The following is a 25,671-nucleotide window of genomic DNA, read 5'->3' as shown; positions in this document are numbered from 1 at the left end:
ACATCACGCAATTTCCTGTCGATGATCAAACTGGCATCCGTCAGGCTGTGGATCGAGTTTTATGAGTCCGCTGCCTAGATAATGCACTCAAAGGTTACGTGAAACGGATCGACGAAAGCTATGAAGAGTCAACGGAGGTCGCCAACGATCTCTGGAACTTGGCGAAGGATAAATTGGGCGGATTCACATTACGCGAGCGCTTCGAATTCGACAAAGCCTACTATAAGTGTGATATGCAGCACGATGTCGGTCCTGCATTCAAGGAAATTACTGCATATCTGGACAAGATCATTTCGATCATATTTGAGCCTAACGCACCAAATACCGAAAAAGCCAAGGATCTGATCAAATATTTTACCACGGTTGTCGGCGATATTTCTCCGTCTTTGAGCTTTGACGAAACGATGCGCGGCAGCTTGGGCACTCCGATTGCAGGTGTGGGGCGCGACAATCCAATCTCGGATGCCTATGTCGTGAACGCGGCGTCAGGTGCCGCAGAGGGGTGTACGGTCGTTGGCAACTTTACGGTCTTGTCACCGGATCTCGAAAAGACAACGAACGATTGCAACCATGCGGCGGGGCTTTCGGGTCATGTCATAATCAACCGCCCTGACGGAAGCGACCCCAAGGACTATACGATATCGAATGGTGTGTTCGAGTTGCTTAAGCTCGACACCGAACATGTCGACAAATGGTTGATGACCTATAGCGGTGACCTGGATAAACATAAGAAATTCAAAGGCTACAAGACACTTAACCGCCGTCCTGGCAGCAATTGGTGGACGGATTTGACGACGTTGAATGTCGATATCATCGAAGATGACGCTGTCATCCTGCAAGGCCAGATGAAGCTCGGGTTGCAAGATCTGCTCAAGCAGGCACAGACGATACGTGCCAAATACGACACTGACGAAACGATTACGGAGTTGGTCAAAACAGCCCTTGATGCTATTGCGGATCAGACCTTCAAGGATCTTGTCAAAGACAAGGACTATCTAAACAAGTTTTTTCGCTTTGCCATCAACTATTTTGGAAAGGATGCGGAAGGAAAGCCCAAATCGGCGCTTGCCGATCTTGAGATGTATTTCGAGGCCCAGGCCGGAGCGCTCTTTGCCAAGCTGGTCTTTGAAACCTATGGCGGCCTGCCTGCCTATCTGTACAATTTCCCGGCACAGAACGAGCCCAAAGATATCATGCCGCGGCAAGAGGACGGCCATGTGCCGGACTTCCCTGATATTCTCGGTAAGACGACCAAAGCGACGACGCCCGATGGCGCGCGCATCCAACTGACGCGCTTTGAAGCCGGTACCAAGGGCCCGGTCATTCTGGCCTCTGGCTTTGGCGTCAAGGCCATGAGCTTTGCGTTGAACACCACCGACACGTCGATCGTGCGCGAGTTGATCAAGGAAGGCTACGATATCTGGCTGTTTGATCACCGTGCCAGCCCTGCCAATACCCCGGCCAATGTCGGTGACTACTCGGTGGACGACATCGCCAGTGTCGACTGGCCCTGGGCTGTCGAAACTGTCCTCAAAGCACGCTCGGACGTCGACTCCGTTCAGGTCGTGGCCCATTGTCTTGGTGCCCTCACGGTCATGATGTCCGTGCTGGGCGGCTACAGCACCAATATCAGGCAACTGATCATCAATCAGTTCAGCGTTCATCCGGTCACCGGGTCGTTCAACCAGATCAAGTCGGACATCAACATCGCCAAGATGATCCGCGAAGGTCTGTCGCCGGAATGGCGTGCGGCGATCGAAAAACTGACGGGAAGTGCGGCCACGGCCAGCCTGTTTGCGCCCCGGAAATCTTTTGATCTGACGACGCATGCACCGCCGAGCGGCGACATGGACGACAAGGCAACGACCGATCTGATGATCAACACATTGCTTTGGAATGTTCCGTTCCCCAGTGGAGAGCCGTGTTACAGCCCGACGTGTCACCGGATTTTCGGAGCCTTCGGGCCCGTCTACCTGCATGCGAACCTGAACCAGAAAACCCATAACGCACTTGGCGAACTTGTCGGTCCGGTTGCCACCTTTGCGTTCGAGCAACTGGGGCTGATCATGTCCAAGGGGCGTGCGGTAAATGCCGCGGGCGAGAACGTCTACCTGACCCATCCGGAGCGGCTCGACTTTCCGGTTCACATGATGGCCGGGTCGCTGAATGAACTGGTATTGCCAGACACGACTTTGCGCACGCAACACTGGCTGCGCCATGCCTTACCGAGCAGCGCCGACAAGTTCACCCGTCAGGTCTTTTCCGGGTACGGGCATCTGGACTGTTTCTGGGGCCGTGATGCAGGGCGGGACATTTATCCTTCGATCCTGAAGGAACTCGCCAAATATTGACCTTTGGGTTCGCCCAAAACTCCCCGGTTCGGGTGAGGATTGGGCTGCCCTTTGATAAGAAAAGGAAAGGAACAGTTCAAATGTGAGCCCGGGACGGATCGTCAGGGTAGAGCTTCTTCTGAAAATGTTCGGCCACATCGGGCAGCGTTCTGAGACGTATCCAACCTTGACGACAGGATACACAAAAGACGAAGAGACGCGGTTTTTCAGGCAAATTCAAAGTGACGGCGGCGCCTGATCCGTCGCGTGCTGACAAGACGGCGCAAAAGATTGCGGCCAAGCACAAGGCTCATCTATTATCGGCAAGTGTTTGCATACAAACACTGAGAGGCGCCGCAGGTGACGACATGGAAGCGTCACGCCCTTGCAAGCCGGGTGATCTGGTACTGGTCTTGGCCAAATTGTACATCTGATCGTTGATATTCGGGCCGCGTCGGATTAGATATGATGACCCGACGAGACCCCTCTTTGTTAGCCGTATTTGTAGTTGAGGGTGATAGCACCAACCATAAATCGACATGGCTGTCGCCTACCCCTCGGCGTTGAACACAAACAGCGATGTGCCTTCGATCCTGTAGCCATTGATCAAAGCCTCTGCCTTTGGGCTGGTCAGCCAATCTTCCAAAGTGCGCTGTGCTTCGGCTTTGACATGAGGATGGCGCGCGGGATCGATCGGCAAATAGGCATACTGGTTGAAGAGCGCCGGGTCCCCTGAAAAGAGTAAGGCCAGCGTGCCCTTATTGGCAAAATTCAGCCAGCTTGCTCTATCCGCCAGAATATATGCATCCAGTCCCGACGCCGTGTTCAAACTGGCGCCCATGCCCGCACCGACGGCCTTGTACCAGCTGCCGAACTGCGCAGGGTCCAGCTGCGCGGCGCTCCATAGCGACAACTCCTTTTTGTGCGTGCCGCTCTCATCACCGCGGCTGACAAAGGGGGCTTCCGTCTCAGCAATACGGGTCAGCGCGTCGGCTGCATCCCCTGCACTTGCAATCTTTGCGGCATCCGACTGAGGACCGATGAAAACGAAGTCATTATACATGATCTCTCGGCGATAGGGCGCAAATCCCTTGGCGACAAACGCCTCCTCGGCAGCGCGGGAATGCACGAGGATGGCATCCACATCGCCCGCTTCACCCAGTCGCAAGGCCTGCCCCGTGCCGACGACAAGTAACTGAACCTCCAGTCCGGTGTCCTCGAGAATGACAGGGAGCAGAACATCGGACAGCCCGGAATTATGAAAGCTGGTGGTGACTGCGAGCTTCATCGTCTCGGCTGCCGCCATGGTTGAAAACAGCGACAAAACAAAAACCAGCAAACGTATCATTCGACAATATCTCCTTGGAAAAAGGCCTTGGCCTCAGGCGTTTGGGGCGCGCGTAACACGTCTGTAGCCCGCCCCTGTTCATGGAGTCTTCCATTCAACAGAAAGACGATGTCGCTGGCAAGACGCCGCGCCTGTCCCAGGTTGTGAGTGGTCATGATGATCCGGGTGCCCGCCGCGTTTGCCCTTTGCAAGACCCCTTCGATTTCACGGGTGGAGCGGCCGTCGAGATTTGCGCAGGGCTCGTCCAGAAAGAGAACCCGTGGGGTGCGGATCAAGGCACGCCCAAGGGCGAGCTTTTGTTTTTCTCCTCCCGACAAGCGTGTTGCGGGCCGGTCAAGCATCTCGGTCAGGCCGATCTGCGCGGCCCAGAAGGTCACGCCATTGTCGATGTCGGATGCAGATGCCCCGACCAACTTGAGTGGGTAGGCCAGGTTTTGGCGTACCGAGCGCCGCAACATGACGGGGCGCTGAAACACGTAGGCCTGCGTTTGCCGCGCGACCGCGTCCGGAACAGACCATTTGACGGTGCCCGATGACACCCGCTCGACCCCGTGCAGCACCTTGAGCAAGGTTGTTTTGCCCGCTCCGTTTGGCCCCAGCACGATCGTAAACCCGTCGTCCAAGAGGTCGAGATTGACTGGCCCGAGGATGGTTTTGCCCCGCCGTTTCACGCAGGTATCACGTAACGCTACAAGGATTGAGGCGTCTACCATGTCCCCTCCTGCTCTGTGCGCGACAGGGTGTGGATGGCAAAGTTCACCAGCAGGGCCAGCGCGATCAAAACGAAGCCCAGCCCAAGCGCCAGTGCAAAATCGCCCTTGCCCGTTTCCAACGCAATGGCCGTGGTCAGCACGCGCGTGGCGTGGTCGATATTGCCGCCAACGATCATGATGGCTCCGACTTCTCCGATGGCGCGGCCAAACCCGGCCAGCGCCCCGGTCAGCAAGGCGCGCCGCCCGTCCCAGATCAACGTGGCGATGCGCTGGCGGCTGGTCGTGTTGAGCGAAATCAGGAGGTCATGATATTCGGCCCAAAGCTCGCGCATGGCTTGATGGGTCAGCGATGCGATCAGCGGTGTGATGATGATCACCTGGGCGATGATCATCGCAGTGGGTGTAAAGAGCAGCCCCAGAACCCCAAACGGACCGGAGCGCGACAAGAGCAGGTAGACGATGAGGCCCACAACCACAGGCGGCAGCCCCATCAATGCATTCAGCGTGGCAATTGTCGCGCGCCGGAACCGAAACCGGCGGATGGCCAGCCATGTTCCCAAAGGCAGCGCGATGACGCACGCAATCACCAGAGCCGACAGGCTGACCTGCAACGAGCGCAGCGTGATTTCTACCAGATCGGCGTCCAGCGTCACAATCAGCCGGAACGCCGCGAGCATGCCGGCCCAGATCTCATTCATTGTGGCGCTGTCCTACCCAAAAAAGACGCGTCAGTCGTCCAGACGCACAGCCGCGCCCGACGCCCGTTCCTGGGTCGAGAACCCGACTTGCTGAAGGATGTAGTTGGACCCGACGGAGATGACGGCGATGGCCACAAAGGCTGCCAGCATGGCTTTCATTTCAGTTCTCTCCCTGCACCGTTTTGGTGCGCAAATAATCGATCAGGTCGTCCCGATCCCTTTTTCTCACGATCCGTTGCATCGGCATCTTGGTGCCGGGGATATAGTGATCCGGTCCCAGATCAAATAAAGCATTTATCGTCTCTGCTGACCAGATGATGTCGGAGCCGTCAAGCGTCTCCGAATAGGTGTAATCGGCGACTGCGCCCGCCTTGCGCCCGAAAAGACCATAAAGGCTTGGCCCGGCGCGGCGCGCACTGCCCTTGGTCAACGTGTGGCAGATGGAGCATTTGCGTTTGAACTGACGTTCCCCATTGGGCAGGGTCTTGGGATCTTCTAAAAACGTTCGTGTGCCGCCGTTCATCGGAACTTGTTGGCCTGTCGCGGCGACTGGCCAAGAATAAACGATATCCTCGATCCCGCCTGCATGGATGCTTTGTCCGTCTGGGGAAAACGACAACGCCCAGATCGGGCCAGAGTTTGAGGCGCGAAAATCATTCGAGATGCGGCGCGTGTCGGTATCAATGAACATGATGTACCCCTGCCCGTCCCCTACCGCCAGTGATCTGCCGACCGGATCATAGGCCATCGACAGGATCGGGCGGCGCCCAAGGGTAAAATCGGCAAGGCTCTGTCCCGTTTCCAGATCGATCATCCGGGTGCCGCCGTCAGTCGCGCCATAGGCCAGCCAGCCCTCTGCGTCGTTGACGACCAGCCGGTTCACCCCGAACCCGTGTTTCACCACCACCGTCGAGACAGCTTTGGGATCGTGCACTTGCCATGATCGGATGGTGCCATCCACGGATGCGGAATACAGCGTTTGACCGTCTTGCGTGAAAGCAATGGCGTTCACCCCGGCGCGATGACCGGACAGGTGCACGGTGTCACGCACCTGCCAAGTGGGTATCGGCCCATCAAGCCCTTTGACAGGGGTCAGCCCGATGGTGCTGTCCCATGAGGCGGTTGCGATGGTCCGCCCATCCGGGGAAACCACGACATCTGCAATCTTGGCCGTGTGCGCAGCGGCTTGCCGTCCCTCGGCAGTGGCCGTCGACCAGAGCCAGAGTTTGAAATCATCGCCGCCGGAGGCAAGCGCGCGGTCGTTCACGAAGCTGACTGTCGTCGCAGCCGCCCGATGCCCTTCCAGCCAAAGAGGACCGTCCGGTGTCCAGACGCCGACGGTATTGTCGAAACTGGCCGTGGCGATCTGACCTGACGGGGACACCGCGACATCCATGATCGGGCCGCCGTGTCCCTTGAGGGTATAAAATTCCTGCGCCGCCAGCGGCGACGCCATTACGGATGCTATGACAACCCCCCGCAGCATCTATTCTGCGGGCGTTGCACTTTCGGAAGCGGCCTTCTTCTCCTTGGCCTTGACCTCCTCGACCCACAGCGAATGGTGTTCGCGGGCCCACTGTTCCTCAACTTCGCCAGAGCCCATTGCGTCATAGGCCCCCTCCATCCCGAGCGATCCGATATAGATATGTGCCAGAACGATGGCCATCAGCACAAAGCTGACAATGGCATGCCAGAGTTGGGCGTATTGCATCTCTTCATGCGGGGCGAGCGTTGTGCGCAACTCACCCATACCCAATGCGTTGGAGATTCCGAAACTGTTGAGCTTGTCAAAAGTGGCGGCAAACATGTTGATTTCGAAGGGAAACAGCAGCGCCAGTCCGGTGATCGAAATTGACGTGCCAAGGACAATCACTGACCAGAAAATCAGCTTTTGACCAGCATTGAACTTCTTGGCCGGCGGGTGGCCCTTGGTAAAGATACCGCCGCCCTTGAGGATCCAGTTGATGTCTGTCCGGTCCGGCAGGTTGTGAATGACCCACATTACAAAGATCATCACCAACGCCAGCATAAACGCCCATGATACGTTGTTGTGCACCCATTTCGACGCGATCGCGAGCGTCGAAAATGCCTCGTGCCCGAAGGCGGGGATCAGGACCTTGCGGCCAAAGAGGGTGATGAGTCCGGTGATCCCAAGCAAGATGAAAGAGCCGGCCAACAGCCAATGACCAAAGCGTTCCACCGCCTTGAACCGTTCGATCGTGCGGCCGGTTTTCGGGCCGTCGATGCGGATCCGGCCCCGGATGAGGTAGAACAGGGCAAGCAACAGGATAGTGCCGCCCAGCAGATAGGCGCCATAGGTGGCCAGCGGCCCCTGACGCCAAAGCAACCATTGCATACCGCCATCCTGCACCAAGGTCGTGGCGGCCGGCCCGTTATACTGCGTTGTGATATCCGCAGATCCAAAGCGCAATTCGCGCCAGAGTTCGGGATCGGACGCGCCGCCCAGAGTGCCAAGCTGGTTGGCCATGCCCGCCGCGCTGTTCGGGTCGCCGATTGCTTCGGACCGAAACGCATTGTCGACGGCCTCACCCCGCTGGCGGGCCATGATGTCTTCGAGGGTTTGTGCCCCGCCGGTCGCGGAGCGGTCAGGCCCAGCGGCCGGTGCGTCGGCCTCTTGCGCCTGCGCCACGGTGATAAACGACAGGGTCAGCAACATAGCGATCAGCGCGCGCAGCATAGGTTTTCCTCTTGTTTCGTATAGGGCAAAAAGGGCGACCCGCGTGGGGCCGCCCTGATCTGTTCAAAGGTCCAGACAGGGGCGGTTAGCCGCCCTGCTGGCCGTAAGCCGAACCCCAGCCCCAGGCACCGGAGCCAAAGCCGCGGGCCACGACGCGTTCACGGTAGATGCCGGACACGACGTCGCCATCACCGGCAAGCAGCGCCTTGGTTGCGCACATTTCGGCGCAGATCGGCAGCTTGCCTTCGGCGATCCGGTTGCGCCCGTATTTGGCAAACTCGGCTGTGGAGTGGTTTTCCTCCGGGCCACCGGCACAGAAGGTGCATTTGTCCATCTTGCCGCGTGATCCAAAGTTGCCGGCCTGCGGGAACTGTGGCGCGCCGAAGGGACACGCATAAAAACAGTAACCACAGCCAATACAGAGATCTTTGGAGTGGAGCACCACCCCTTCCTCATTTTGATAAAAACAGTCCGTTGGGCAGACCGCCATGCAGGGCGCATCCGAACAGTGCATGCACGCCACCGAGATCGACCGTTCGCCGGGCGAGCCGTCATTGATCGTGACGACTTTGCGGCGGTTGATGCCCCACGGCACTTCGTGCTCGTTCTTACAGGCTGTCACGCAGGCGTTGCACTCAATGCAGCGTTCGGCGTCTACGAGAAACTTCGCTCTTGCCATTTCTCAGGTCTCCTTATGCTGTCCAGATTTTGCAGAGAGTGGCCTTGGTCTCTTGCATCTGGGTCACTGAATCGTAGCCATAGGTCTGTGCCGTGTTCGTGCTTTCGCCCAACACGTAAGGGTCTGCGCCCTCGGGATATTTGTGGCGCAGATCTTCGCCCTCCAGATGCCCGCCAAAGTGGAATGGCATAAAGACAACGCCTTCGCCGACCCGTTCGGTGACCGTGGCCATAACCTTGACCTTGCCGCCTTCGGGGCCTTCCACCCAAACCTGTGCACCGTCACGCACGCCCAGATTGTTGGCATCGCGTGTGTTGATCTCGATGAACATGTCTTGCTGCAACTCGGCCAGCCATGGGTTTGACCGGGTTTCATCGCCGCCACCCTCGTATTCGACCAAACGACCAGAGGTCAGGATCATTGGATAATCCTTGGAAAAGTCGTTTTCCTGAATGGACTTATACATTGTCGGGACGCGCCAGAACTTGCGGTCGTCATAGGTGCCATAATCGGCCACCAGATCGCGCCGATTGGTATAAAGCGGCTCGCGGTGGATCGGTACCGGGTCCGGGAATGTCCAGACAACGGCGCGGGCCTTGGCATTGCCGAAGGGGGCACAGCCATGTTTGATCGCAACCCGCTGGATGCCGCCCGAGAGGTCGGTCTTCCAGTTGACGCCGCCGATCTTGTCGGTCCAATCCGATGGATAGGGGCCTTGCTGCGATTGCTCGCCCACTTCCGCGGTGCCGGGCCGCGTGTCGCGGAAGCCGGAGACGAATTCGATCTCTGCACGTTCGCGCGGGGTCAGGTCACCGTCCCAGCCCAGATCGATCAGCATCTGCATCGTAAATTCGGGATAGCCATCCTGAATTTCCGACCCGACGGAATAGACACCATCCGCCAAGAGGTTTTCGCCGTCCCGTTCGACACCAAAGCGGGCGCGGAAGGTCAGCCCCCCCTCGGCCACGGGCAGCGACATGTCATAAAGGTTCGCCGTGCCCGGGTGATTCATCTCGGGGGTGCCCCAGCTGGGCCATGGCAGACCATAGAAATCCCCATCTGCGGGGCCACCGACGGCGCGCAGCGTGGTGCGGTCAAACGTATGCTGGTTGGCCATGTGCATCTTGAGGCGCTCAGGCGACTGGCCGGTATAGCCAATGGTCCACATGCCGCGGTTGAATTCGCGGGTGATGTCTTCGATGTTCGGCTCGTCTTCTCCGTCCATCGAAATGTTGCGGAACAGACGATCCTCAAAGCCGAATTTCTTGGCAAATTTCGCCATGATGACGTGATCCGGCAGGCTTTCGAACAGCGGGTCAATGACCTGATCGCGCCATTGCAGCGACCGGTTCGACGCGGTGACAGATCCGCGTGTTTCGTATTGCGTGGTGGCGGGCAACAGATACACGCCGTCCTGACGATCATGCAAAATCGCCGAGACCGTTGGGAAGGGATCAACCACCACCAACATGTCCAGCTTTTCCATCGCCGTCTTCATTTCCTTCTGACGGGTCTGGGAGTTGGGCGCGTGGCCCCAAAGAACCATCGCGCGGGTGTTGTCCGGCTGGTCGATGTTTTCCTTGTCCTCTAGCACCCCGTCAATCCAGCGGCTGACGGTGATCCCGTTGAGGTTCATCATCGAGGTGTCGCCATATGTGGCATCCGAGAACCGGCCCTTGAGCCAATCCAGATCCTCGTCCCAGACACGGGCCCAGTGTGCCCAGCTGCCTGCGGACAGGCCGTAATAGCCGGGCAGTGTATCGGCCAGAACGCCAAGGTCCGTGGCGCCCTGCACGTTGTCGTGGCCGCGGAAGATATTGGTGCCGCCGCCTGCCGTGCCCATGTTGCCAAGGGCCAGCTGCAAGATGCAATACGCGCGCGTATTGTTGTTGCCGTTGGTGTGCTGTGTGCCACCCATGCACCAGATCACGGTGCCGGGACGGTTGTTGGCCAGCGTCCGCGCCACGCGCTTGAGCTGGACGGGCGAGGCGCCTGTGACGCGCTCAACCTCTTCGGGCGTCCACCGGGCGACTTCTTCCTTGATCTGGTCCATGCCCCAGACACGGGTGCGGATGAACTCTCGGTCCTCCCAGCCATTGTCGAAGATGTGGTAGAGGATCCCCCAAACCAGCGCCACGTCCGAACCGGGCCGGAAGCGCACATATTCGTCCGCATGGGCCGCCGTGCGGGTAAAGCGGGGATCGCAAACGATGACAGGCGCGTTGTTCTGCTCCTTGGCTTTCAGAAGGTGCAGCAGCGAAACGGGGTGCGCTTCGGCCGGGTTGCCACCGATGATAAAGATCGCCTTGGAATTGTGGATGTCATTGTAGCTGTTGGTCATGGCGCCGTAGCCCCATGTGTTCGCAACGCCCGCAACGGTGGTCGAGTGACAGATCCGCGCCTGGTGATCCACGTTGTTCGTGCCCCAATAGGCGGCGAACTTGCGGAACAGGTAGGCCTGTTCGTTGTTATGCTTGGCCGAGCCCAGCCAGTAGACGGAATCCGGTCCGCTTTCGTCGCGGATTTTCATCATGCCGTCGCCGATCTCGTTGATGGCTTGCTCCCAGCTGATGCGTTTCCACTCTCCACCCTCTTTTTTCATCGGGTATTTGAGACGGCGCTCGCCATGGGCATGTTCGCGGACGGCGGCCCCTTTGGCGCAATGCGCTCCCAGGTTAAAGGGGCTGTCCCATCCGGGTTCCTGCCCTGTCCAAACGCCATTGCTGACTTCGGCCACAACGGTACAGCCGACCGAACAGTGGGTGCAGACGGACTTGATGGTTTCCACGGCGCCGCTGGCGGCGGTCGCTGCGGAGGCCTGAGTGACAGTGCCACCCGTCGCCGAAATCGCAGCAAGCCCTCCAATCGCCAGGCCTGAGCCCCGCAGGAATGCACGGCGGTCTACGGATTTCTCTGCGATGTCAGATAATATGCCAGTCCGCTGGGAGCGTCGCGCAACCCCGTTGGTTTTTTTCTTCAGCATCTTCGTTCCTCCCTTGCTCGCTCGGGACAACCCCCTGCTCGCTTGGCTTTTTTGCTACCAAGGACAGTCGGGCGTCACGCAACCAGTCGTCCATGGGTCGATAGAAAAGCGTCCTAAAAGCGGGCGCTGTCGAGATAAGCGCGAGTATGCGCCGTATCCTGCATCTTCTCTGATGCCAGATCCACAGGCTGTGCTTCAGCCTGCGTCGTGCCAGCGGCAATGGCCACAGCGGCAACCGGCGCGGTGGTTCCGGCCAATTTCAGAAAGTCGCGGCGATTTGTGCCATCGGTTTCCTTGGTCATGGGATGTCTCCCTCCTGGTTGTGGCAGGCATCCCCACCGGTGATTTTGTGATCGCCCTAGCGGGCGGTCATTCGAAAAGCTTCGCGTTCAATATTCATGAATGCACGCCCCACTGCGCCCAATGATGCGTAAAGGATCGAGTTCTTGGCGGCCTCAAGATCGGAAAAGAAATGTCCGGCCCATGGCGCGATGTGCTTGTTGAAAAACATCTTCTGGTCGTCCAGCGTTGCGGGCTTGCCAAAGCGGCCGACAATCATGCCCGCCATCATTTCCATGAGCGATGCGATGTTGTCTTCGGGTTCGTATACGTTCGGGGCGCGGGTCATCGCGCGTGCCGCCATATCCGATCGCAACGCCGCCAACGGTTTTTCATTGAGAAAACCGGTCAGGTAATAGCTGGCATAAGGCAGCAACTCGCCCCGACCCAATCCGATGAAAAGCGCGTTAAACTCGCTTTCGACGCTGCGCGGCTTGCTGGCCTTTGCCACGCGTGCCAGACCTGCGATCGCCTGGCCCATCTCGCTGTCATCCCCTGTCAGATGTGCACATTGGTCCAGCAGCATCTGATCCGGCGGACCGGACAACATCAGCCCCAGAAAGTTATAGAGGTCCGCACGCAGTCGGTCTTCAGTGGCAATGGTCATATCTTCGGCGGCGTTCACGCGGGTTCCTCGATGCTGAATTTCATGCGGCGCGGCACGACTGAGGCATATGTTTCGCCTTCTGGATCCTCGACGGTCTTGACGACCTCTGGCTGCGGATCCCGCTCCGGCGCTTCGGCGACATTGCTGTCTGTGTCCGTGTCTTCGATCGCGTCATCAGGTGCCGGTGGATTGGCACGTTCTTCGGCCTGACGGGCCATTTCCTCGACATGTTTCATCATGCCTTTGCCGACCTGATAGGCGGTCTGGATATTCTCGACTGCCATCGCCGCGTCGGTGAAATCGTCACCGTAATCGACCAGCATATCCACATTGGCCAAAACCGGATTTGATCGCCACAGCATCCGCAACGCCCGGCGGCGAAGCTGATCCGGTACGGCCTTGGCCATGAAGACAGAGAAGTCATCGCCTTGCTTCAGCGTATCGGGATCCGGCAGATCAAGGGCGGCCAACATCTCCGCCTCGTCCATTCCCTCAAAGACCGCATGGTCTTTGTGTATCTTCTCCGCCTCTTGAGCGGCCCGTTCGGCCTCCGCCTCCGCGGCGACCCCTGCCCTGCGACGGGCCCAGAAATCTTCGCGGGCGGTCAATGGACCGTCTCTTTTGCACCGGGGGCGCGGTAGACATCGGCCACCTGACGAATCCGTGCATCGCCGATCCCGTCTTCCTTGCGATCCACGCGGGCCTTATCGCGGCGGCGTTTGACGAACACCTCATCCTCGTGATGCAATTCGACGAACTCGCGGATCCAGGCGATCAGACCATCGGGCATCGGAACTTTCTCGACCAGTTCCTCCCCGGTATCGGTGTAGTCCTGTGCTTCATAGGGCGAGGCGGTGACCAAAACCATATCCAGCGGCTCATCGCTCTCGGATGGGCGCATTACCACATAAATGGAGGGCACCTTGGCAGACAGCCCGTGCAAATAAGCTTCCGTATCGGTGCGAAACAGTTCCAGTGGCAGTGTCGCGGCATGGTACTCGACCGCATCGCCATCGCGCCGCATTTCTTTCCAATCCGCTGACCCCGCGCCGGGAAGAACGGCAATTGCCTTCCATACATAAGTGGCCCAACGCGTCACGCCAGGCACTCTGCGGATCACAATTCCCAACGGGATTGAAGCGGATTTCTTGTCTTGGATACTCAACGTGTTCCCGGTTTCATATCTTTGGCTATCGCGATTATGGTCTGATTCATCGACGTTCTCAAAGAACTTTCTGTGCGGTATGCACTGGTATGCAAAAATTGATCTGGCCGGTGGGTGCCACAAATGTGTCATTCGGTCAACGCACTTTAGGCCGTTACGCCATTTGGATCTTTTAAAAAACGAGAAAGTATTCTTGATTTTTGCCATGCAAAAATGCGCCCCGGTCTCCTTGGTGAAATAAATGTGGTTTACCACCGGCGTCAAACCCGTCTAGCCTTCGGGCGCACCGCCATTTCTGGCCGGTGAAGGGGGGCGAAAATGGCAAAAAAGCTGATAGTGTGCGACTGTGCGGGCAGTCAGAACGTGGACACAGATGCCATATCAAATGCCAGCGGACTGGAATGTTCCAAGGTTTACAGTAGCTTATGCACCGTGCAAATCGGCGCTGCTGCCAAGGAATTGGCGCAAGGCGACGCAATCGTCGCCTGTCAGCAAGAACGACAAATATTTGAAGATCTGGCAGACGAGATCGGCGCGGACGCCCCCGGCTTTGTCGACCTGCGCGACCGCGCTGGATGGGGCGAAGGCAATCCGACCGCGAAAATGAGTGCTCTGGCGGCCGAAGCGGCGCTGTCCCTGCCGCTTGGAAAAGCAGTTGATGTGGTGTCCGAGGGGACATGTCTGATTATCGGGGGCGTCGCCGCGATTCAGGCCGCGGCTGACCTATGTGGCGTTCTGGCGGTCACTGTTCTGGTGGAGGATGCAGACCTGATCCCGGCGGACCGCCGGTTCGATTGCGTCCTTGGAACGATCCGTACGGTCAATGGCGCGCTCGGCGACTTCACCGTCAAGTTCAACGGGTTGCAACAGATCGTGCCGGGAGGACGCGGGGCATTCACACTTGGCGCGCCTCAGGATGGTGCTGTATCCAACTGCGATATCATTCTGGATCTGAGTGGGCGCACTCCCTTGGTCCCTGCCCCGGACAAACGCGAAGGATATCTGCGCGCGGACCCTACTCACCCGCCCTCCATCGCCAAGGCAGTGTTCGACGCATCGCACATGGTCGGCACATTCGAAAAACCGCTTTATGTCCGGCTGGAGGAGTCGCTCTGCGCCCACAGTCGCGCGGAACAGCCAGCTTGCTCGAACTGTCTGAATGTGTGCCCAACCGGGGCGATTTCATCGGCGGGCGAACATGTGGCGGTGGATCCGATGATCTGCGCCGGTTGCGGATCGTGTTCCGCGGTTTGCCCGTCAGGGGCGATCAGCTATGACGCGCCGCCTGTCGATGCGATCTTTCGAAGGTTGACGACTCTTGCAACCACATATCGCAATGCCGACGGGACGAACGCGCACTTGCTGGTGCATGACGCCGGTTACGGGCTGGAAATGATTTCACTTGGCGCCCGGTTCGGGCGGGGATTGCCCGGGCATGTCATCCCGCTGGAAGTCGATGCTCTTTCGGGCTTTGGTCATGCTGAAATGGTCGCCGCGCTTGCCTGCGGGTTTGAGCATGTCAATGTGCTGATGTCACCCAAGACCGAACTTGAGGTACTGGAGGGGCAAGCAGAACTGGCGCGGGCGTTGGCAGGCGCTGATGTGGTGCGACTGTTGCACGTGGCCGACCCGGACGCGTTGTGCGAAGCGCTGTCGGAACTTGTCGTGACGCCGCTGAACTGCGCCCCGATCCTGCCCATGGGATCGCGACGGCAGGTGGCCCGACTGGCCGCAAAGGCTCTGCAACCCGAATTGTCCATCACGGATTTGCCGACAGGCGCGCCATACGGTGCCGTTTTGGTTGATACCGATGCCTGCACTTTGTGCCTGTCCTGCGTCTCTCTTTGCCCGTCCGGCGCATTGGGCGACAATTCGGATCTGCCGCAACTTCGGTTTCAGGAAGATGCTTGCCTGCAATGCGGGTTGTGCAGCAACATTTGCCCGGAACAGGCGATCACGTTGAAACCGCAGATGGATCTGACCGGCGCCGCGTTCACCCAGCGTGTTCTGTATGAAGAAGAGCCCTTTGCCTGTATCGAATGCGGTAGCTTGTTTGGATCGAAGTCCACCATCGCAAAGATCACCGAAAAACTGGCTGGAAAACACGCGATGTTCGCCACGTCCGACGCGGCCAAAATGATCCAGATGTGCGAAAACTGCCGCATTCAGGCGCAGTTTCACTCAACGGACAACCCGTTCCAGGGTGGTGAGCGGCCTCGGGTGCGCACCAGTGACGACTATTTCAGCAAACGCAAGGATCACTGAATTTGGATTGGCGATCCCAGGTTCGCTGGCGCAATCGATCCGACATAGGCGGTGATCGCCTCGACCTCCTCCACCGTGACTTCGATTGGGACGATGGGAGACGGGAGGTGTTCGGGAAAGGGTTCGGTGACGTCGATAACCTGCGTAAAGGCCGCGTGGGGCCTGAGCATGAAAAACGTCTCGAACCGTGCCTGCCAGTCGGGAAATGTTCGCATCAGAGCGAAAGAAGGAGTCGAACCGATGGCGTTCATGCGGTTGGTTTCATTGACCACATGACAGCGTCCGCATTGCGTGAGACTGGTTTCCTCGCCAAGCGCCAGATCGCCGCTCGACGCGACCGTGGCGATCACAACGGTTTCGGTCACATCGGAACTGAACAGCGCGTTGCCGTTCGGCGCATAGGCCTCGATCGTGCGCTTGCCGACGTCCGACAACAGCCACGCTTCGAACACATTCGCGTCCGCGTCGCCGGAACTGGCAAAGCGCCATACGGTATCGCCTTGCTGGAACACAGGCGTGCCATCGTCCCCAAGCCTCGCATCGCCGGTTTGCGCAGACACGGAAATCCGAATACCGGTCTTGAGCGAGAACCGGGGCAGAAGATGCTTCAGAAATCCAGTTTCAACCAGTGTAGCGGGAGCCTGCAACACAAATGCCCTGTCCTGTGCCACGACAGGTTTGGCCAGCAACAACGCGAGGACAACCAATATTCTCAGCATTACGAACCCTTCAGCCTCGTTTGTCAGGTTGCACGTCAGCCTAGGGGCGCTAGGGTGCCGACGTCAACATTTCAGCAAACCGGGAAACGTCACCATGAGCGAAGATTTCAACATGTCGATGCGCAAATTTCTAAAGCAGGTGGGCGTGACCTCCCAGCAGGCCATCGAAGACGCGATGCGCAACGCGGGCGACACAGCCGGAAAAAGCTATGAGGCCAAAGTGGTGCTGACCATCGACGGGATCGCGCTGGAACATGTCGTGACCGGCAAGATCGAAGGCGCATAGGTGTCTGTTTCCCGAGACGCCGTTCTCGCCTGTCTGAGAGATGTCAAAGCGCCCTCCGGCGTTGATCTGGTCGAGGCTGGATTGGTCCGTGCGCTGAACGTGGAAGACGGCGCGGTGCGCTTTGTGATGGAGGTGGATCAACCCGATCCGTTCATGGCGGCCAAAGCGGAGGCAGAGGAAAAACTGACCGCTTTGGGGGCTGTGTCGGTAACGATCATCATGACGGCGCACAGCCAAAAGGCGCCGCCGCCGGATCTCAAGCTGGGCCGGGCCGCGGAAGCCAAAGGCCCGGAAAAAGTGCCCGGCATCGACCGCATCATCGCAGTGGCGTCGGGCAAGGGCGGTGTGGGTAAATCCACTGTGGCAGCCAATCTGGCCTGTGCGCTGGCGGCCGAAGGACGCCGTGTGGGCATGCTGGATGCGGATGTCTACGGACCGTCTCAGCCGCGCATGCTGGGTGTGTCGGGCCGCCCGCAAAGCCCCGATGGCAAGATCATCCTGCCCCTGCGCAACTACGGGGTGACGATGATGTCGATCGGTTTGATGACCAATGAGGATCAAGCGGTGGTCTGGCGCGGGCCGATGCTGATGGGTGCGCTGCAACAGATGCTGACGCAGGTGCAGTGGGGCGCGCTGGACGTGCTGATCGTCGATCTGCCGCCCGGCACGGGTGACGTGCAGATGACATTGGCGCAAAAGGCGCATCTGGATGGGGCAGTCATTGTTTCGACGCCACAGGATGTTGCCTTGCTGGATGCGCGCAAAGGCATCGACATGTTCAACCAGATGGGTACGCCCGTCATTGGCATGATCGAGAATATGAGCACGCATATCTGCTCCAATTGCGGGCACGAAGAACACCTCTTTGGCCATGGCGGCGTCAAGGCAGAGGCGGAAAAACTGGGCGTGCCGCTCTTGGCTGAAATCCCGCTGCATCTGGATATCCGCGTGGCAGCCGACGCAGGCGCGCCGATCGTGGTGTCGAAACCGGGCTCGCCGCAGGCGCAGGCGTTTCGGGACGTGGCCAGAGCATTGATCAAGGTCGGAAAAGGAGGATGACGAAACCGACCTTCCCTCCCCTCTTTGACGGGCTGGCGGTTGACGGCCGGATCGACCCGTTTGACAAAGCCTGCGTGGAGGCGGTGCGCGGTTGCGATGCGGGGCTTGTTGTCCACAATCTGGGTGCGGATACGCTGCGGGCTGCAATAGTGTTTGCGCCGGACGTGATCCTTGAGGATTCGATGACGATGCTGCCGCTGTGCGGGGTCGGGTTTCAAAACGCCCTTGGCGCGCTCGCACCGCCAGAGGTTGCGGTACATCTGGACTGGGCCGGAGGCATCCGGGTCAATGGAGCCTCCTGCGGGCATTTGCGGGCCGCCGCATCCGGATCCGACCCGAAGGAAGAGCCGAACTGGCTGGTGATCGGGCTGGAAGTGCCGCTCTGGCCTGCATCCGACGACACCGGTGAAATGCCTGATCAAACCGCGCTCTATGCCGAAGGCTGCGCTGATGTGGATGCGGTCGCGCTGCTCGAGGCCTGGGTGAAACACACATTGGTCGGTTTAAACACCTGGCTCGAAGACGGCGCCGCACCATTGCACAAAGAATGGCGTGGACTGGCGCACGGCATCGGGGAAGAGATCGAGATACGCGGAACCCGCGGGACATTTCTGGGCATAGACGAAAATTTCGGGATGCTGCTGCGGGACGGAGCCGTAACGCATCTGATCCCACTCACCAAAATGCTGGAGGGCTGAAAACATGATGCTGGCGCGCGCAATCCATTTTGACGAAAGCGACATGAACATTTTTCATTCGCCGGCCCGGACCGGGGAGTGGTGCCTGTCGGGCGGGTTTGAATTCTCGAACTGGTCAGAGGCGGATCTGACGGGCAAGGCCCGGCAAGCCTTCTCCAACGGCTGGTTGGGGATCGAGACCTTTGGCCGCGTGTCCGTGGTGGCTGTGACACAAGTCGAGCCGTCGGAGTTGGACGCACTGACCAACGCGCTTGCCCAACATTTCGTCGATGTCTACGGCGCGCCTTCGATCCAGGACGCGAAAGCTGTGGCCCGCGATGAGTTGATGCATATGGTCGACATTTGTGACGGCCAGCATCCCAATACGCTATTGCTGGTATCGCGCGAATTGACCGACGCTGGCGTCAAGGAAAGCTATCGGATCGTGGAGCCCCGCGACGCCGGATTGGATCAATTTGCCATTCACGGCGCGCTGGACGAGGACGGCCACCACCACTAGGTTTCAAAAGCGATATTCAATCACGGCTCAAGACAGGGCCTCGGCGCTTCGGAGATAAACATCGCAGGCTTCCACCTTTTGCGTATCCGGGCCTGCATCTGCGACGCATTTCTGATATTTTTCAACAAATTCAAGGCGCTGCGCCGAAACAGCCTCTTGAGCCTGATATGCTTGATTTTGCGAACGTGCTGCACTTCTGACTGTCGCGCCCGTACATGCCGACAAAGAGATGATCGCCAAAACGCAAATGAAAGCGGGAAGTTTATTGTACACGTTAATCGTCCTGTTCGGTTTATTGCCATGCTCCAACTGTCTTTTTCTTTGCCCGCTTGTCAAGTTTTCGACGCGCTTGAAAGAACCGCAACGCGGTAGTCATTTATTGCTGACAATTCATCCCAAACGCCATTACTGTCGTGTTGGAAACACACCAGATCTGCATCGCGTCGTGCAGATCTTGAGCCGGTCGTAAAACCCACAATACGGAGATCATTGAATGAAACGCATTCGGACACCTTTTTTCGTCGCAGTAGCGCTAACCCTGAGCGTGAGCCTGGCTCTGCCGACCCCGGCGGATGCCCTGAGCAAGCGGACCAGAAACACGGTCGGTGGCGCGGCGATCGGCGCCGGCGCGGGGTATCTTATTGGCGGCAACTCGGGCGCGCGATCGGGTGCCGTTGTCGGTGCGATTGCAGGCGCCGTGCGGAACTGAGCGCGCCATCACATTTCTGATCTCAAGTAAGGACAACACGTAATGATCCCGTATTCAAAAACCATGGCGGCCGCGGCTATCAGCATTTTGGCATTGTCTGGTGCCGTATCCGCTGACGAAGAGGCGGAGAGTATCCTGGACACCGCCACACCGTTCATGCACCACAGCTGCGAGAGCATTCTCGAAACATACGAAGACGACCATCAACAGATCTCCGACATCGTGGCATTGATGGTCATGGTGTCGCTCTACAACCGAGAGATCGACATACTGGTCGAAATCGAAGACGAAAATGACCGCGAAGCCCTGGACATCGAATTTGTGGAAGAGCTTGAAGACGCCTGTGACGACGATCCGGGTATGCTGTTGGCTGGCGCCGTGGACCTTGCCGTCTTGCGCACCATGGCTGCGTTCGACTGACAGCCGTCACAGGGGCGCCTTGACCAATTGCGGTTTGCACGGGTGCCACCTGCTGTGGATGCTGAGCCCGCGTGCTGTGTCTCGGCAGATCCTGACCCAGACGCTTTTCGGTCAGATTGCTGCGTTGCACAGGTACTCGGCAAAGCTCCAGCAATCTATCTTTTGGTCGATTGGTGAGCACAGGAACATTTTGGTGGCTGACCGCGCAGGGGCATATGATGCGGACGATGCCCGTCAAACGCTAAGTGATGCGCCGCTCCCGTTCAGCGGCTGGTTTGCGTGCCGTCAGTATTGCATCACCGATAATTGCCACACCGACAAGAAAGCCACCCACCAAGACGATCACTGTCGGAAATTCGCCGATGATCAACGCGACCCAGAGCGGTGACAGAATGACCTCGATCAGGGGCAACAAAGCCAGTTGTACGGCAGGGACTGTGCGCGCCCCGATTGTATAAAGGACCAGCCCTGCGCCCGTTTGAAAGATACCCATCAAGGACGCGACGATTATGTCGTCCATGGGCACCGCAAGACCGGTGCCTGTGACCTGCGAAACGACAAAGCAAATAATGGCTGCAAACACGCCTGACAAAAGAACCGTGGGCATCATGTCGCCGTCCTTGCGCCAGCGCAGAACCAAGGTGAAAAGCGCAAAGCAAAGTGCCGATCCGACGGCATAGAGATTGCCCAGAGCATTCCCGTTGGCGATGGCCCCGCCTTGCATCACGACGATCCCGGCCATGGCTAGACTGATGGCGATCCATGTCGATCCTTGGACCTTTTCAGCGAGAAACAGCCATCCAAGGACGGCTGCAAAGAAGGGTGCGGTCGCAAATAGCAAAACCGCATCCGCGATGGTGGTCTGCTGCATCGCAAGAATGCCAAAGGCATAAGCGAACACGAGGAAGATCGCGCCAACCGCGCCCGGAAAGCCGGTCCTGCGGATCGCGTCGAAAGACCCGCGCCCATATCGGAACAAGATCACGACCGACAGGAAAGCGGTGAGCGAAACCGATCTGTAAAACAGAATTTGCCAGGCGTCAGACCCTTCAATCAGCCGAATGGCCAACCCTTGCGTCGACCAGAACAAGCCGGCGCAAAACACCATGAACAAACTGTTGCGGTAGCTGCGAAGCATCATCTGGAGTTCGGGGCCTCAATCAAGGAATGATCCTGTATGACAATACGGTTTTCTAAGCCCGGCCAGACAGGGGTACCAGCGCAAAAATCACGCAGGAGATACTGGATACGATGGCCCCGAAGCGGAAACCAGCCGTGTAAAAGCCGTCCTGGGTCCGACCGAAACGTAAATCACAGCGACAACAAGGCGTTCCGGTGCAGTCATCTGACGGTGGTTGTCGACGCAAAAACCCGCGCGATGGTGTAAGAGTACCTGAGCGAAAACGCCTCTCATGCGCAACTTCTCGGCAGCGCGGTCATGGATGCGGCCGGGACTGCGCTCTGCTCAGAGGGTTTTGTGGCGATCGGACCATTTCCGGGATGGGCCATAATTTATCCCTCCCTCATTACTCGGCAGTCATTTGTATATGTCTGGCAGCAGCCGATCAGCTTTTGCCTGCAAGCATCGTTTCCACCAGTTTTTGTACGCGCAAAGCCTCGTCCAGAGTTGCAAGCCTGTGCGGCTGACCCGCAATGCACAACAGCAGCTCATCCAGTTGCGCCTTGAGACTGACGGCACGCGGATCCGAGGGGCGCTCGGCCAGTTCGGTGAATGGGCCACCATCGGACGCGGAATCGACAGAAAAATCTGTGATGCGGCGGCTGGTCAGAGACCCCTTGATGGTCACCTCTTGACGATCCGGCTGCGCCCCACCGACGCTGGCCATGATCGTGACCGGTTTTTTCTCCGCGTTTTCCAGACGCACAAGCATTTGTGTCTCACACAGCCGGGCATTTTCGGGATAGGAGGGCTTTGCCCAGACGACCGAAAGTGGTCCAAAGATGCGTTCAGAGAAAAACAGGAAATGCGAAATGACTTCGCGTGTCATTCCCCCTTCGTCCCGGAACCGCAGCCAGTCCGCCGCCTGTTGCCACGCGCGCGGCCAAGCGGCGTAGGTAATCACCATATCGACGCCGATCAGATCCCCCATCGCACCCGATCGGGCCGCGCTGGTCACATCGGACAATGCTGCTCCGGCTGCTTGGGTAAAGTTCACCGCAGCAGGAACACCCGCGGCTGTCAGCGCCGCAACAAGGACCTCGCTCTCGGCTACATCCACCCCGAGGGGTTTCTCCAGAAAAACGGCCTTGCCTGCATCAGCTGCGGCGCGCGCATAGGCTTTTCGGGGTTCAGGAGGACAGGCCAGATAGACAAGGTCTGCGGCTGCGATTGCCTCTTGGGGGGATGACATGACGCTTGCGCCCGGTGAAATAGCTTGCGCTGCGCGACAGGCTTCGCCATCCGGATCCCACAGGGCAACGGGTGCGTAGCCTTCGTGGCGGTCCATATGCTCCAGCATTCTTCGGCCCATAATCCCAAGTCCGATAATCGCTGTTGTGATAGGCATTTTGGTGTTCTCCGTGTCGGTCGGGGACGTGTCGCATTCCGGTCTGAACCGCAACATGGCTGGATTTATCGACCTGATGCAACCGTGCACGTACTGCGGCTTTGTCGTTCTGGACATCCATTGGGCACGCAATTTCTACCGCAGTGTCACAAGAGTGCCCGCCTTTCGCTGGCGCATGCCTGCACAATGGAGTTTAATCAACTGCACGAACACCCCGTCAAAGGCCGGATCGATGAACCTCCCGAAAACACGGGCACTTGGCCTCATGGCCGCCCTTGCCACTGTGACAATCTGGGCCGCCTTCATGCTGGTCACGCGGTTCGCCGTACAGGGCAGCTTCACGGTCGAAGAACTCCTGATCCTGCGTCTGGTGCCGGGTGCCCTGGTTATGGCTCCGGTCATGTGGCGTTTGGGTGTGATGCCGCAGGGGCAGTCCTGGCCGCGCGCGGTGATGTTGATGATCGGCGCAAGCGCGGTGTTTCCCTTCGTCGTATCCTCCGGGCTGGCTTATGCACCTGCTTCGGACGGCGGCGCGCTTGCGCCGGGCATGTTGCCGTTCTGGACCGCACTGGCCGCCTATGTCTTGACCGGAGAAGTGACCGGCCCGCGTCGGCGCCTTGGGCTTGCGATGATATTGATCGGCGCCATGATCGTCAGCCTTTGGCAAATATTCGCCGGAACGGTCGATGGCGCGTGGAAGGGCCATTTGCTGTTTTTGTCCGGGTCGGGGGCTTGGGCGGTCTATTCCGTGATTTTTCGTCAAAGCGGTCTCAGCCCGCTGCACGGGCTGGTCATTGGACTGTTTTGGGGCACGCTGCTGATGTCCCCTTTGCTGCTGGCAACCGGCAATGTCAGCTTTGCCACGTCCAGCCTGACGGATATCATCGTGATGATCGTGCTTCAGAGTTTCATAATCGGTATCCTTGCGATGTTCTTGTTCGGCTATGCCGTACAGATTCTGGGCGCTGCTGAGACGGCTGCCTTTGGGGCTCTGACGCCGATCCTTGCCTTGCTCGGAGGCGCGGCATTTCTCGATGAAACCGTGACACCGCTCAAGGTGTTTGGCGTGACCCTCGTGGCAGCAGGCGTGTTTCTGGCGTCTGGTGTGCTCAGCAAACCCCAATCCGCGCACACTTCCTGATCACGAACTCACCCTGCTTGCGTCAAGGGGCAGGCCATGACTGTGCAAACCTACCGCCTAAAATACCTCTATTGGTCCGAAACCACAGCCACATGGACAATCATTTTGCTGGCGCGACGGCTTGGGTGACGTTGTTGCGTACGGTAGCATTGGGAAACTTTACGCCGACACCCAAAGTTGGCATTGCAAGCCCGAGAGATACTCTATTGTGACACGAAGACCAAAATGAGATCGCAATCAGCGATCGAGAGAGGATGTTATGAAGGACAGTTTCATTCACGAGACCGACCCGGGTTTCGAGGATTTCATAGAAAAGACGATGCAAGGTCTTGCTGAGCAAGCGCAGGAGAACGGTATTTGCCCCGAATGCCTGAGCGACCGTCTGATCGTTGAACTGGTATCTGGGATGGTGCGTTCCGGTGCCCCTGTGTCGGCCATCCTCAGTATGGTCGGTGATGGGATCGACGGCGCGTACGGTGATCCGGATACCGAAGAGAAAGAGGGATCCCGCAGAATGCACTGAAGTGTCATGCAGATCAAATCACCGGGCAGTGCGCCGTTGTTTTTATCCATGACCCAATATCCAATCCATTTCACCTGCTGCGCTCCACCTTTCGGGCGACGGGACCTCGGTCATCGCTTGCCACAAGTGTTGCGGAGATGTTCGGCCGGAATAGTTTGCCCAAATCCTGAATCACGTTGACTTTGTTTTGTTGTGAAATGCAGTCTAATTCTGGACGTGGATCTTCTGCGTCAGGCTGTGCCGGTGAAACCGGCGACAATTCTCACCTGGGAGGTCTCGTGAAAAATACTTTCAAAACAATCGCACTCACATCCGTTTTGGCCCTGAACGCTTCAATTTCTTTCGCGGACGGGTTGGTGACTGTCTACACCGCCGTGCCGCAGAATTTCATCGATGCCCTGGTTCCGATATTTGAAGAGAAGACGGGCACCAGCGTCGAGATCATCAAGGCAGGATCCGGCGAGTTGCTCAACCGTCTGACAGCTGAATCGTCAAACCCATTGGCCGATGTCCTTTGGAGCGTTGACGGGACCGTCATCGACTTCAATCCCACACTCTTCGAAGCCTATGAGGCTGCCGGGACGGACATGCTGGCTGACGGCATGAAGCAGAGCGAAATGTGGAGCCCGTTCACGGCCGTCATCATGGCCTTTATCGTCAACGAGGGGGAGCTGGACGGCAAACCCGTTCCGGACAGCTGGCAAGCGCTCGCCGATCCGATGTATGACGATATGATTTCTTCGGCGCGTGCCGAAGCTTCGGGATCTGCCTATATCCAACTGGCCACAGTGCTTCAGGCCTTCGACTCTGAAGAAGCCGGATGGGACGTCTACGAGGGCATGCTGGGCAATTTCGTACTTTCGGACAGCTCCGGCGCGGTCCCGCGTTTCGTCAATGATGGTGAACTGGCGGTGGGTGTGACGCTCGAAGATGCAGCCCTGCGCTATGTTGAAGGCGGCGGACCGGTTCAGATCGTCTATCCGGCGGAAGGAACGGCCATTGCGCCCGACGCCATGGCGCTTGTCGCCGGGGCCCCGAATGCAGACAACGCCCGCGCGTTCCTCGACTTCATGTTGTCCGCCGAAGCGCAAACCGTGGTGGCAGAGCAGGGTCGACGGCCCGTGCGGTCTGACGTGGCTTCCAATCCCCGGTTGCTGCCTTTGAACGAAGTGAACTCGGTCGGCTACGACTCGCAATGGGCCGCTGACAATCGCAAGCGCCTTGTCGAAGCGTGGCAAGATATGGTCCTCGACGTCCAGTAGTT

27 protein-coding genes are annotated in these 25,671 nt (G+C 58.3%); 11 read left to right on the top strand and 16 right to left on the bottom strand.

Translation table 11 applies throughout. The annotated features are described in order from the left end of the window. Positions 1-98: 98 nt before the first annotated feature. Positions 99-2,351, top strand: a complete 2,253-nt coding sequence (locus tag LC354_RS11725) for an alpha/beta hydrolase (protein WP_223424009.1) — start codon at positions 99-101, stop codon at positions 2,349-2,351. Between the two features lie 529 nt (positions 2,352-2,880). Here the strand turns inward: LC354_RS11725 and LC354_RS11720 are convergent. From LC354_RS11720 to LC354_RS11670, 12 genes are all read right to left on the bottom strand, one after another. Beyond that, positions 2,881-3,678, bottom strand: coding sequence for a substrate-binding domain-containing protein (locus tag LC354_RS11720; RefSeq protein WP_223424007.1), 798 nt, complete (start codon positions 3,676-3,678; stop codon positions 2,881-2,883). Beyond that, entirely contained in the window at positions 3,675-4,391 is a 717-nt protein-coding gene (locus LC354_RS11715) for an ABC transporter ATP-binding protein (protein WP_223424005.1), read from the bottom strand. The genes LC354_RS11720 and LC354_RS11715 overlap by 4 nt, the downstream gene beginning before the upstream one ends. Continuing rightward, positions 4,385-5,089, bottom strand: coding sequence for an ABC transporter permease (locus LC354_RS11710; protein ID WP_223424003.1), 705 nt, complete (start codon positions 5,087-5,089; stop codon positions 4,385-4,387). Before LC354_RS11710 ends, LC354_RS11715 begins: the two co-directional genes overlap by 7 nt. Positions 5,090-5,119: 30 nt before the next feature. Beyond that, positions 5,120-5,248 carry a hypothetical protein gene (locus tag LC354_RS27695; RefSeq protein WP_263289388.1) on the bottom strand — a complete coding sequence of 43 codons (129 nt, stop codon included), beginning with the start codon at positions 5,246-5,248 and terminating at the stop codon, positions 5,120-5,122. Position 5,249: 1 nt separating this feature from the next. Then, positions 5,250-6,545, bottom strand: a complete 1,296-nt coding sequence (locus LC354_RS11705) for a c-type cytochrome (RefSeq protein WP_223424002.1) — start codon at positions 6,543-6,545, stop codon at positions 5,250-5,252. A gap of 30 nt (positions 6,546-6,575) precedes the next feature. Beyond that, the gene (locus tag LC354_RS11700; RefSeq protein WP_223424000.1) at positions 6,576-7,787 is read right to left on the bottom strand and encodes a formate dehydrogenase subunit gamma; all 1,212 of its coding nucleotides are present in this window, start codon (positions 7,785-7,787) and stop codon (positions 6,576-6,578) included. Between the two features lie 85 nt (positions 7,788-7,872). After that, positions 7,873-8,466: a formate dehydrogenase FDH3 subunit beta gene (gene fdh3B / locus LC354_RS11695; protein WP_223423998.1), complete on the bottom strand. Its 594-nt coding sequence runs from the start codon at positions 8,464-8,466 to the stop codon at positions 7,873-7,875. Between the two features lie 13 nt (positions 8,467-8,479). Beyond that, the gene (locus tag LC354_RS11690) at positions 8,480-11,449 is read right to left on the bottom strand and encodes a formate dehydrogenase subunit alpha (protein ID WP_223423996.1); all 2,970 of its coding nucleotides are present in this window, start codon (positions 11,447-11,449) and stop codon (positions 8,480-8,482) included. A gap of 113 nt (positions 11,450-11,562) precedes the next feature. Continuing rightward, positions 11,563-11,751 carry a twin-arginine translocation signal domain-containing protein gene (locus LC354_RS11685; RefSeq protein WP_223423994.1) on the bottom strand — a complete coding sequence of 63 codons (189 nt, stop codon included), beginning with the start codon at positions 11,749-11,751 and terminating at the stop codon, positions 11,563-11,565. A 56-nt stretch (positions 11,752-11,807) separates the two neighbouring features. Continuing rightward, positions 11,808-12,395, bottom strand: a complete 588-nt coding sequence (locus LC354_RS11680; protein WP_223424013.1) for a TorD/DmsD family molecular chaperone — start codon at positions 12,393-12,395, stop codon at positions 11,808-11,810. 14 nt (positions 12,396-12,409) lie between these two features. Continuing rightward, entirely contained in the window at positions 12,410-13,003 is a 594-nt protein-coding gene (locus LC354_RS11675; RefSeq protein ID WP_223423992.1) for a DUF3306 domain-containing protein, read from the bottom strand. Further along, positions 13,000-13,530 carry a DUF3305 domain-containing protein gene (locus LC354_RS11670; RefSeq protein WP_223424011.1) on the bottom strand — a complete coding sequence of 177 codons (531 nt, stop codon included), beginning with the start codon at positions 13,528-13,530 and terminating at the stop codon, positions 13,000-13,002. Before LC354_RS11670 ends, LC354_RS11675 begins: the two co-directional genes overlap by 4 nt. Before the next feature lie 348 nt (positions 13,531-13,878). On the opposite strand from LC354_RS11670, the gene LC354_RS11665 reads away from it, so the two are divergent. Beyond that, positions 13,879-15,825 carry a 4Fe-4S binding protein gene (locus tag LC354_RS11665; protein WP_223423990.1) on the top strand — a complete coding sequence of 649 codons (1,947 nt, stop codon included), beginning with the start codon at positions 13,879-13,881 and terminating at the stop codon, positions 15,823-15,825. Here the strand turns inward: LC354_RS11665 and LC354_RS11660 are convergent. Next, positions 15,819-16,544, bottom strand: a complete 726-nt coding sequence (locus LC354_RS11660; protein WP_223423988.1) for a hypothetical protein — start codon at positions 16,542-16,544, stop codon at positions 15,819-15,821. The two genes, LC354_RS11665 and LC354_RS11660, sit on opposite strands and share 7 nt — an antisense overlap. 94 nt (positions 16,545-16,638) lie before the next feature. Here LC354_RS11660 and LC354_RS11655 point away from each other — a divergent pair, with 94 nt between their 5' ends. Genes LC354_RS11655 through LC354_RS11640 form a run of 4 tightly spaced genes read left to right on the top strand, consistent with a single transcriptional unit; the run spans position 16,639 to position 19,086 of the window. Continuing rightward, on the top strand, positions 16,639-16,830 hold the full coding sequence (locus LC354_RS11655) for a DUF6494 family protein (RefSeq protein WP_223423986.1): 192 nt from the start codon (positions 16,639-16,641) through the stop codon (positions 16,828-16,830). After that, positions 16,831-17,889: an Mrp/NBP35 family ATP-binding protein gene (locus tag LC354_RS11650; protein ID WP_223423984.1), complete on the top strand. Its 1,059-nt coding sequence runs from the start codon at positions 16,831-16,833 to the stop codon at positions 17,887-17,889. Continuing rightward, positions 17,886-18,587: a biotin/lipoate--protein ligase family protein gene (locus LC354_RS11645; protein ID WP_223423983.1), complete on the top strand. Its 702-nt coding sequence runs from the start codon at positions 17,886-17,888 to the stop codon at positions 18,585-18,587. Before LC354_RS11650 ends, LC354_RS11645 begins: the two co-directional genes overlap by 4 nt. 4 nt (positions 18,588-18,591) lie before the next feature. Next, a complete protein-coding gene (locus LC354_RS11640) occupies positions 18,592-19,086 on the top strand; it encodes a DUF6505 family protein (RefSeq protein ID WP_223423981.1) in 495 nt (164 codons plus the stop codon). A 27-nt stretch (positions 19,087-19,113) separates the two neighbouring features. Here LC354_RS11640 and LC354_RS11635 read toward each other — a convergent pair whose 3' ends face one another. Continuing rightward, positions 19,114-19,395 carry a hypothetical protein gene (locus LC354_RS11635; RefSeq protein ID WP_223423979.1) on the bottom strand — a complete coding sequence of 94 codons (282 nt, stop codon included), beginning with the start codon at positions 19,393-19,395 and terminating at the stop codon, positions 19,114-19,116. A 184-nt stretch (positions 19,396-19,579) separates the two neighbouring features. Here LC354_RS11635 and LC354_RS11630 point away from each other — a divergent pair, with 184 nt between their 5' ends. Next, entirely contained in the window at positions 19,580-19,795 is a 216-nt protein-coding gene (locus LC354_RS11630) for a hypothetical protein (RefSeq protein WP_223423977.1), read from the top strand. A gap of 42 nt (positions 19,796-19,837) precedes the next feature. After that, positions 19,838-20,215: a YmgD family protein gene (locus LC354_RS11625; RefSeq protein ID WP_223423975.1), complete on the top strand. Its 378-nt coding sequence runs from the start codon at positions 19,838-19,840 to the stop codon at positions 20,213-20,215. A 241-nt stretch (positions 20,216-20,456) separates the two neighbouring features. On the opposite strand, the gene LC354_RS11620 is transcribed toward LC354_RS11625, so the two are convergent. Together LC354_RS11620 and LC354_RS11615 are read right to left on the bottom strand one after the other, a co-directional pair. Continuing rightward, positions 20,457-21,356, bottom strand: a complete 900-nt coding sequence (locus LC354_RS11620) for a DMT family transporter (protein ID WP_223423973.1) — start codon at positions 21,354-21,356, stop codon at positions 20,457-20,459. Between the two features lie 424 nt (positions 21,357-21,780). Further along, positions 21,781-22,743 carry a Gfo/Idh/MocA family protein gene (locus LC354_RS11615; protein WP_223423971.1) on the bottom strand — a complete coding sequence of 321 codons (963 nt, stop codon included), beginning with the start codon at positions 22,741-22,743 and terminating at the stop codon, positions 21,781-21,783. 232 nt (positions 22,744-22,975) lie between these two features. Between LC354_RS11615 and LC354_RS11610 the strand changes: the two genes are divergently transcribed. The 3 genes from LC354_RS11610 to LC354_RS11600 all read left to right on the top strand — a co-directional run bounded on the left by LC354_RS11610 (position 22,976) and on the right by LC354_RS11600 (position 25,669). Beyond that, the gene (locus LC354_RS11610; RefSeq protein ID WP_223423969.1) at positions 22,976-23,884 is read left to right on the top strand and encodes a DMT family transporter; all 909 of its coding nucleotides are present in this window, start codon (positions 22,976-22,978) and stop codon (positions 23,882-23,884) included. 259 nt (positions 23,885-24,143) lie between these two features. Beyond that, complete coding sequence (locus LC354_RS11605; RefSeq protein WP_223423967.1) at positions 24,144-24,407, top strand: hypothetical protein; 264 nt, start codon at positions 24,144-24,146, stop codon at positions 24,405-24,407. Positions 24,408-24,685: 278 nt separating this feature from the next. Next, a complete protein-coding gene (locus LC354_RS11600) occupies positions 24,686-25,669 on the top strand; it encodes an extracellular solute-binding protein (protein ID WP_223423966.1) in 984 nt (327 codons plus the stop codon). The last annotated feature ends 2 nt before the right edge of the window (positions 25,670-25,671 follow it).

Source organism: Tateyamaria pelophila (assembly GCF_019966495.1).
GTDB lineage: Bacteria > Pseudomonadota > Alphaproteobacteria > Rhodobacterales > Rhodobacteraceae > Tateyamaria > Tateyamaria pelophila.
The sequence above is the reverse complement of the archived record's forward strand: the minus strand, read 5'-3'. Positions and strand labels throughout refer to the sequence as shown.

What these genes read in the sequence shown, in the direction of transcription:
- fdh3B (WP_223423998.1), bottom strand. Translation starts at nt 8,466, where the DNA reads ATGGCAAGAGCGAAGTTTCTCGTAGACGCCGAACGCTGCATTGAGTGC.
- LC354_RS11630 (WP_223423977.1), top strand. Translation starts at nt 19,580, where the DNA reads ATGAAACGCATTCGGACACCTTTTTTCGTCGCAGTAGCGCTAACCCTG.
- LC354_RS11685 (WP_223423994.1), bottom strand. Translation starts at nt 11,751, where the DNA reads ATGACCAAGGAAACCGATGGCACAAATCGCCGCGACTTTCTGAAATTG.
- LC354_RS11610 (WP_223423969.1), top strand. Translation starts at nt 22,976, where the DNA reads ATGAACCTCCCGAAAACACGGGCACTTGGCCTCATGGCCGCCCTTGCC.
- LC354_RS11700 (WP_223424000.1), bottom strand. Translation starts at nt 7,787, where the DNA reads ATGCTGCGCGCGCTGATCGCTATGTTGCTGACCCTGTCGTTTATCACC.
- LC354_RS11660 (WP_223423988.1), bottom strand. Translation starts at nt 16,544, where the DNA reads ATGCTGAGAATATTGGTTGTCCTCGCGTTGTTGCTGGCCAAACCTGTC.
- LC354_RS11715 (WP_223424005.1), bottom strand. Translation starts at nt 4,391, where the DNA reads ATGGTAGACGCCTCAATCCTTGTAGCGTTACGTGATACCTGCGTGAAA.
- LC354_RS11690 (WP_223423996.1), bottom strand. Translation starts at nt 11,449, where the DNA reads ATGCTGAAGAAAAAAACCAACGGGGTTGCGCGACGCTCCCAGCGGACT.
- LC354_RS11710 (WP_223424003.1), bottom strand. Translation starts at nt 5,089, where the DNA reads ATGAATGAGATCTGGGCCGGCATGCTCGCGGCGTTCCGGCTGATTGTG.
- LC354_RS11680 (WP_223424013.1), bottom strand. Translation starts at nt 12,395, where the DNA reads ATGACCATTGCCACTGAAGACCGACTGCGTGCGGACCTCTATAACTTT.
- LC354_RS11615 (WP_223423971.1), bottom strand. Translation starts at nt 22,743, where the DNA reads ATGCCTATCACAACAGCGATTATCGGACTTGGGATTATGGGCCGAAGA.
- LC354_RS11705 (WP_223424002.1), bottom strand. Translation starts at nt 6,545, where the DNA reads ATGGCGTCGCCGCTGGCGGCGCAGGAATTTTATACCCTCAAGGGACAC.
- LC354_RS11605 (WP_223423967.1), top strand. Translation starts at nt 24,144, where the DNA reads ATGAAGGACAGTTTCATTCACGAGACCGACCCGGGTTTCGAGGATTTC.
- LC354_RS11645 (WP_223423983.1), top strand. Translation starts at nt 17,886, where the DNA reads ATGACGAAACCGACCTTCCCTCCCCTCTTTGACGGGCTGGCGGTTGAC.
- LC354_RS11665 (WP_223423990.1), top strand. Translation starts at nt 13,879, where the DNA reads ATGGCAAAAAAGCTGATAGTGTGCGACTGTGCGGGCAGTCAGAACGTG.
- LC354_RS11625 (WP_223423975.1), top strand. Translation starts at nt 19,838, where the DNA reads ATGATCCCGTATTCAAAAACCATGGCGGCCGCGGCTATCAGCATTTTG.
- LC354_RS27695 (WP_263289388.1), bottom strand. Translation starts at nt 5,248, where the DNA reads ATGAAAGCCATGCTGGCAGCCTTTGTGGCCATCGCCGTCATCTCCGTC.
- LC354_RS11655 (WP_223423986.1), top strand. Translation starts at nt 16,639, where the DNA reads ATGAGCGAAGATTTCAACATGTCGATGCGCAAATTTCTAAAGCAGGTG.
- LC354_RS11620 (WP_223423973.1), bottom strand. Translation starts at nt 21,356, where the DNA reads ATGATGCTTCGCAGCTACCGCAACAGTTTGTTCATGGTGTTTTGCGCC.
- LC354_RS11640 (WP_223423981.1), top strand. Translation starts at nt 18,592, where the DNA reads ATGATGCTGGCGCGCGCAATCCATTTTGACGAAAGCGACATGAACATT.
- LC354_RS11720 (WP_223424007.1), bottom strand. Translation starts at nt 3,678, where the DNA reads ATGATACGTTTGCTGGTTTTTGTTTTGTCGCTGTTTTCAACCATGGCG.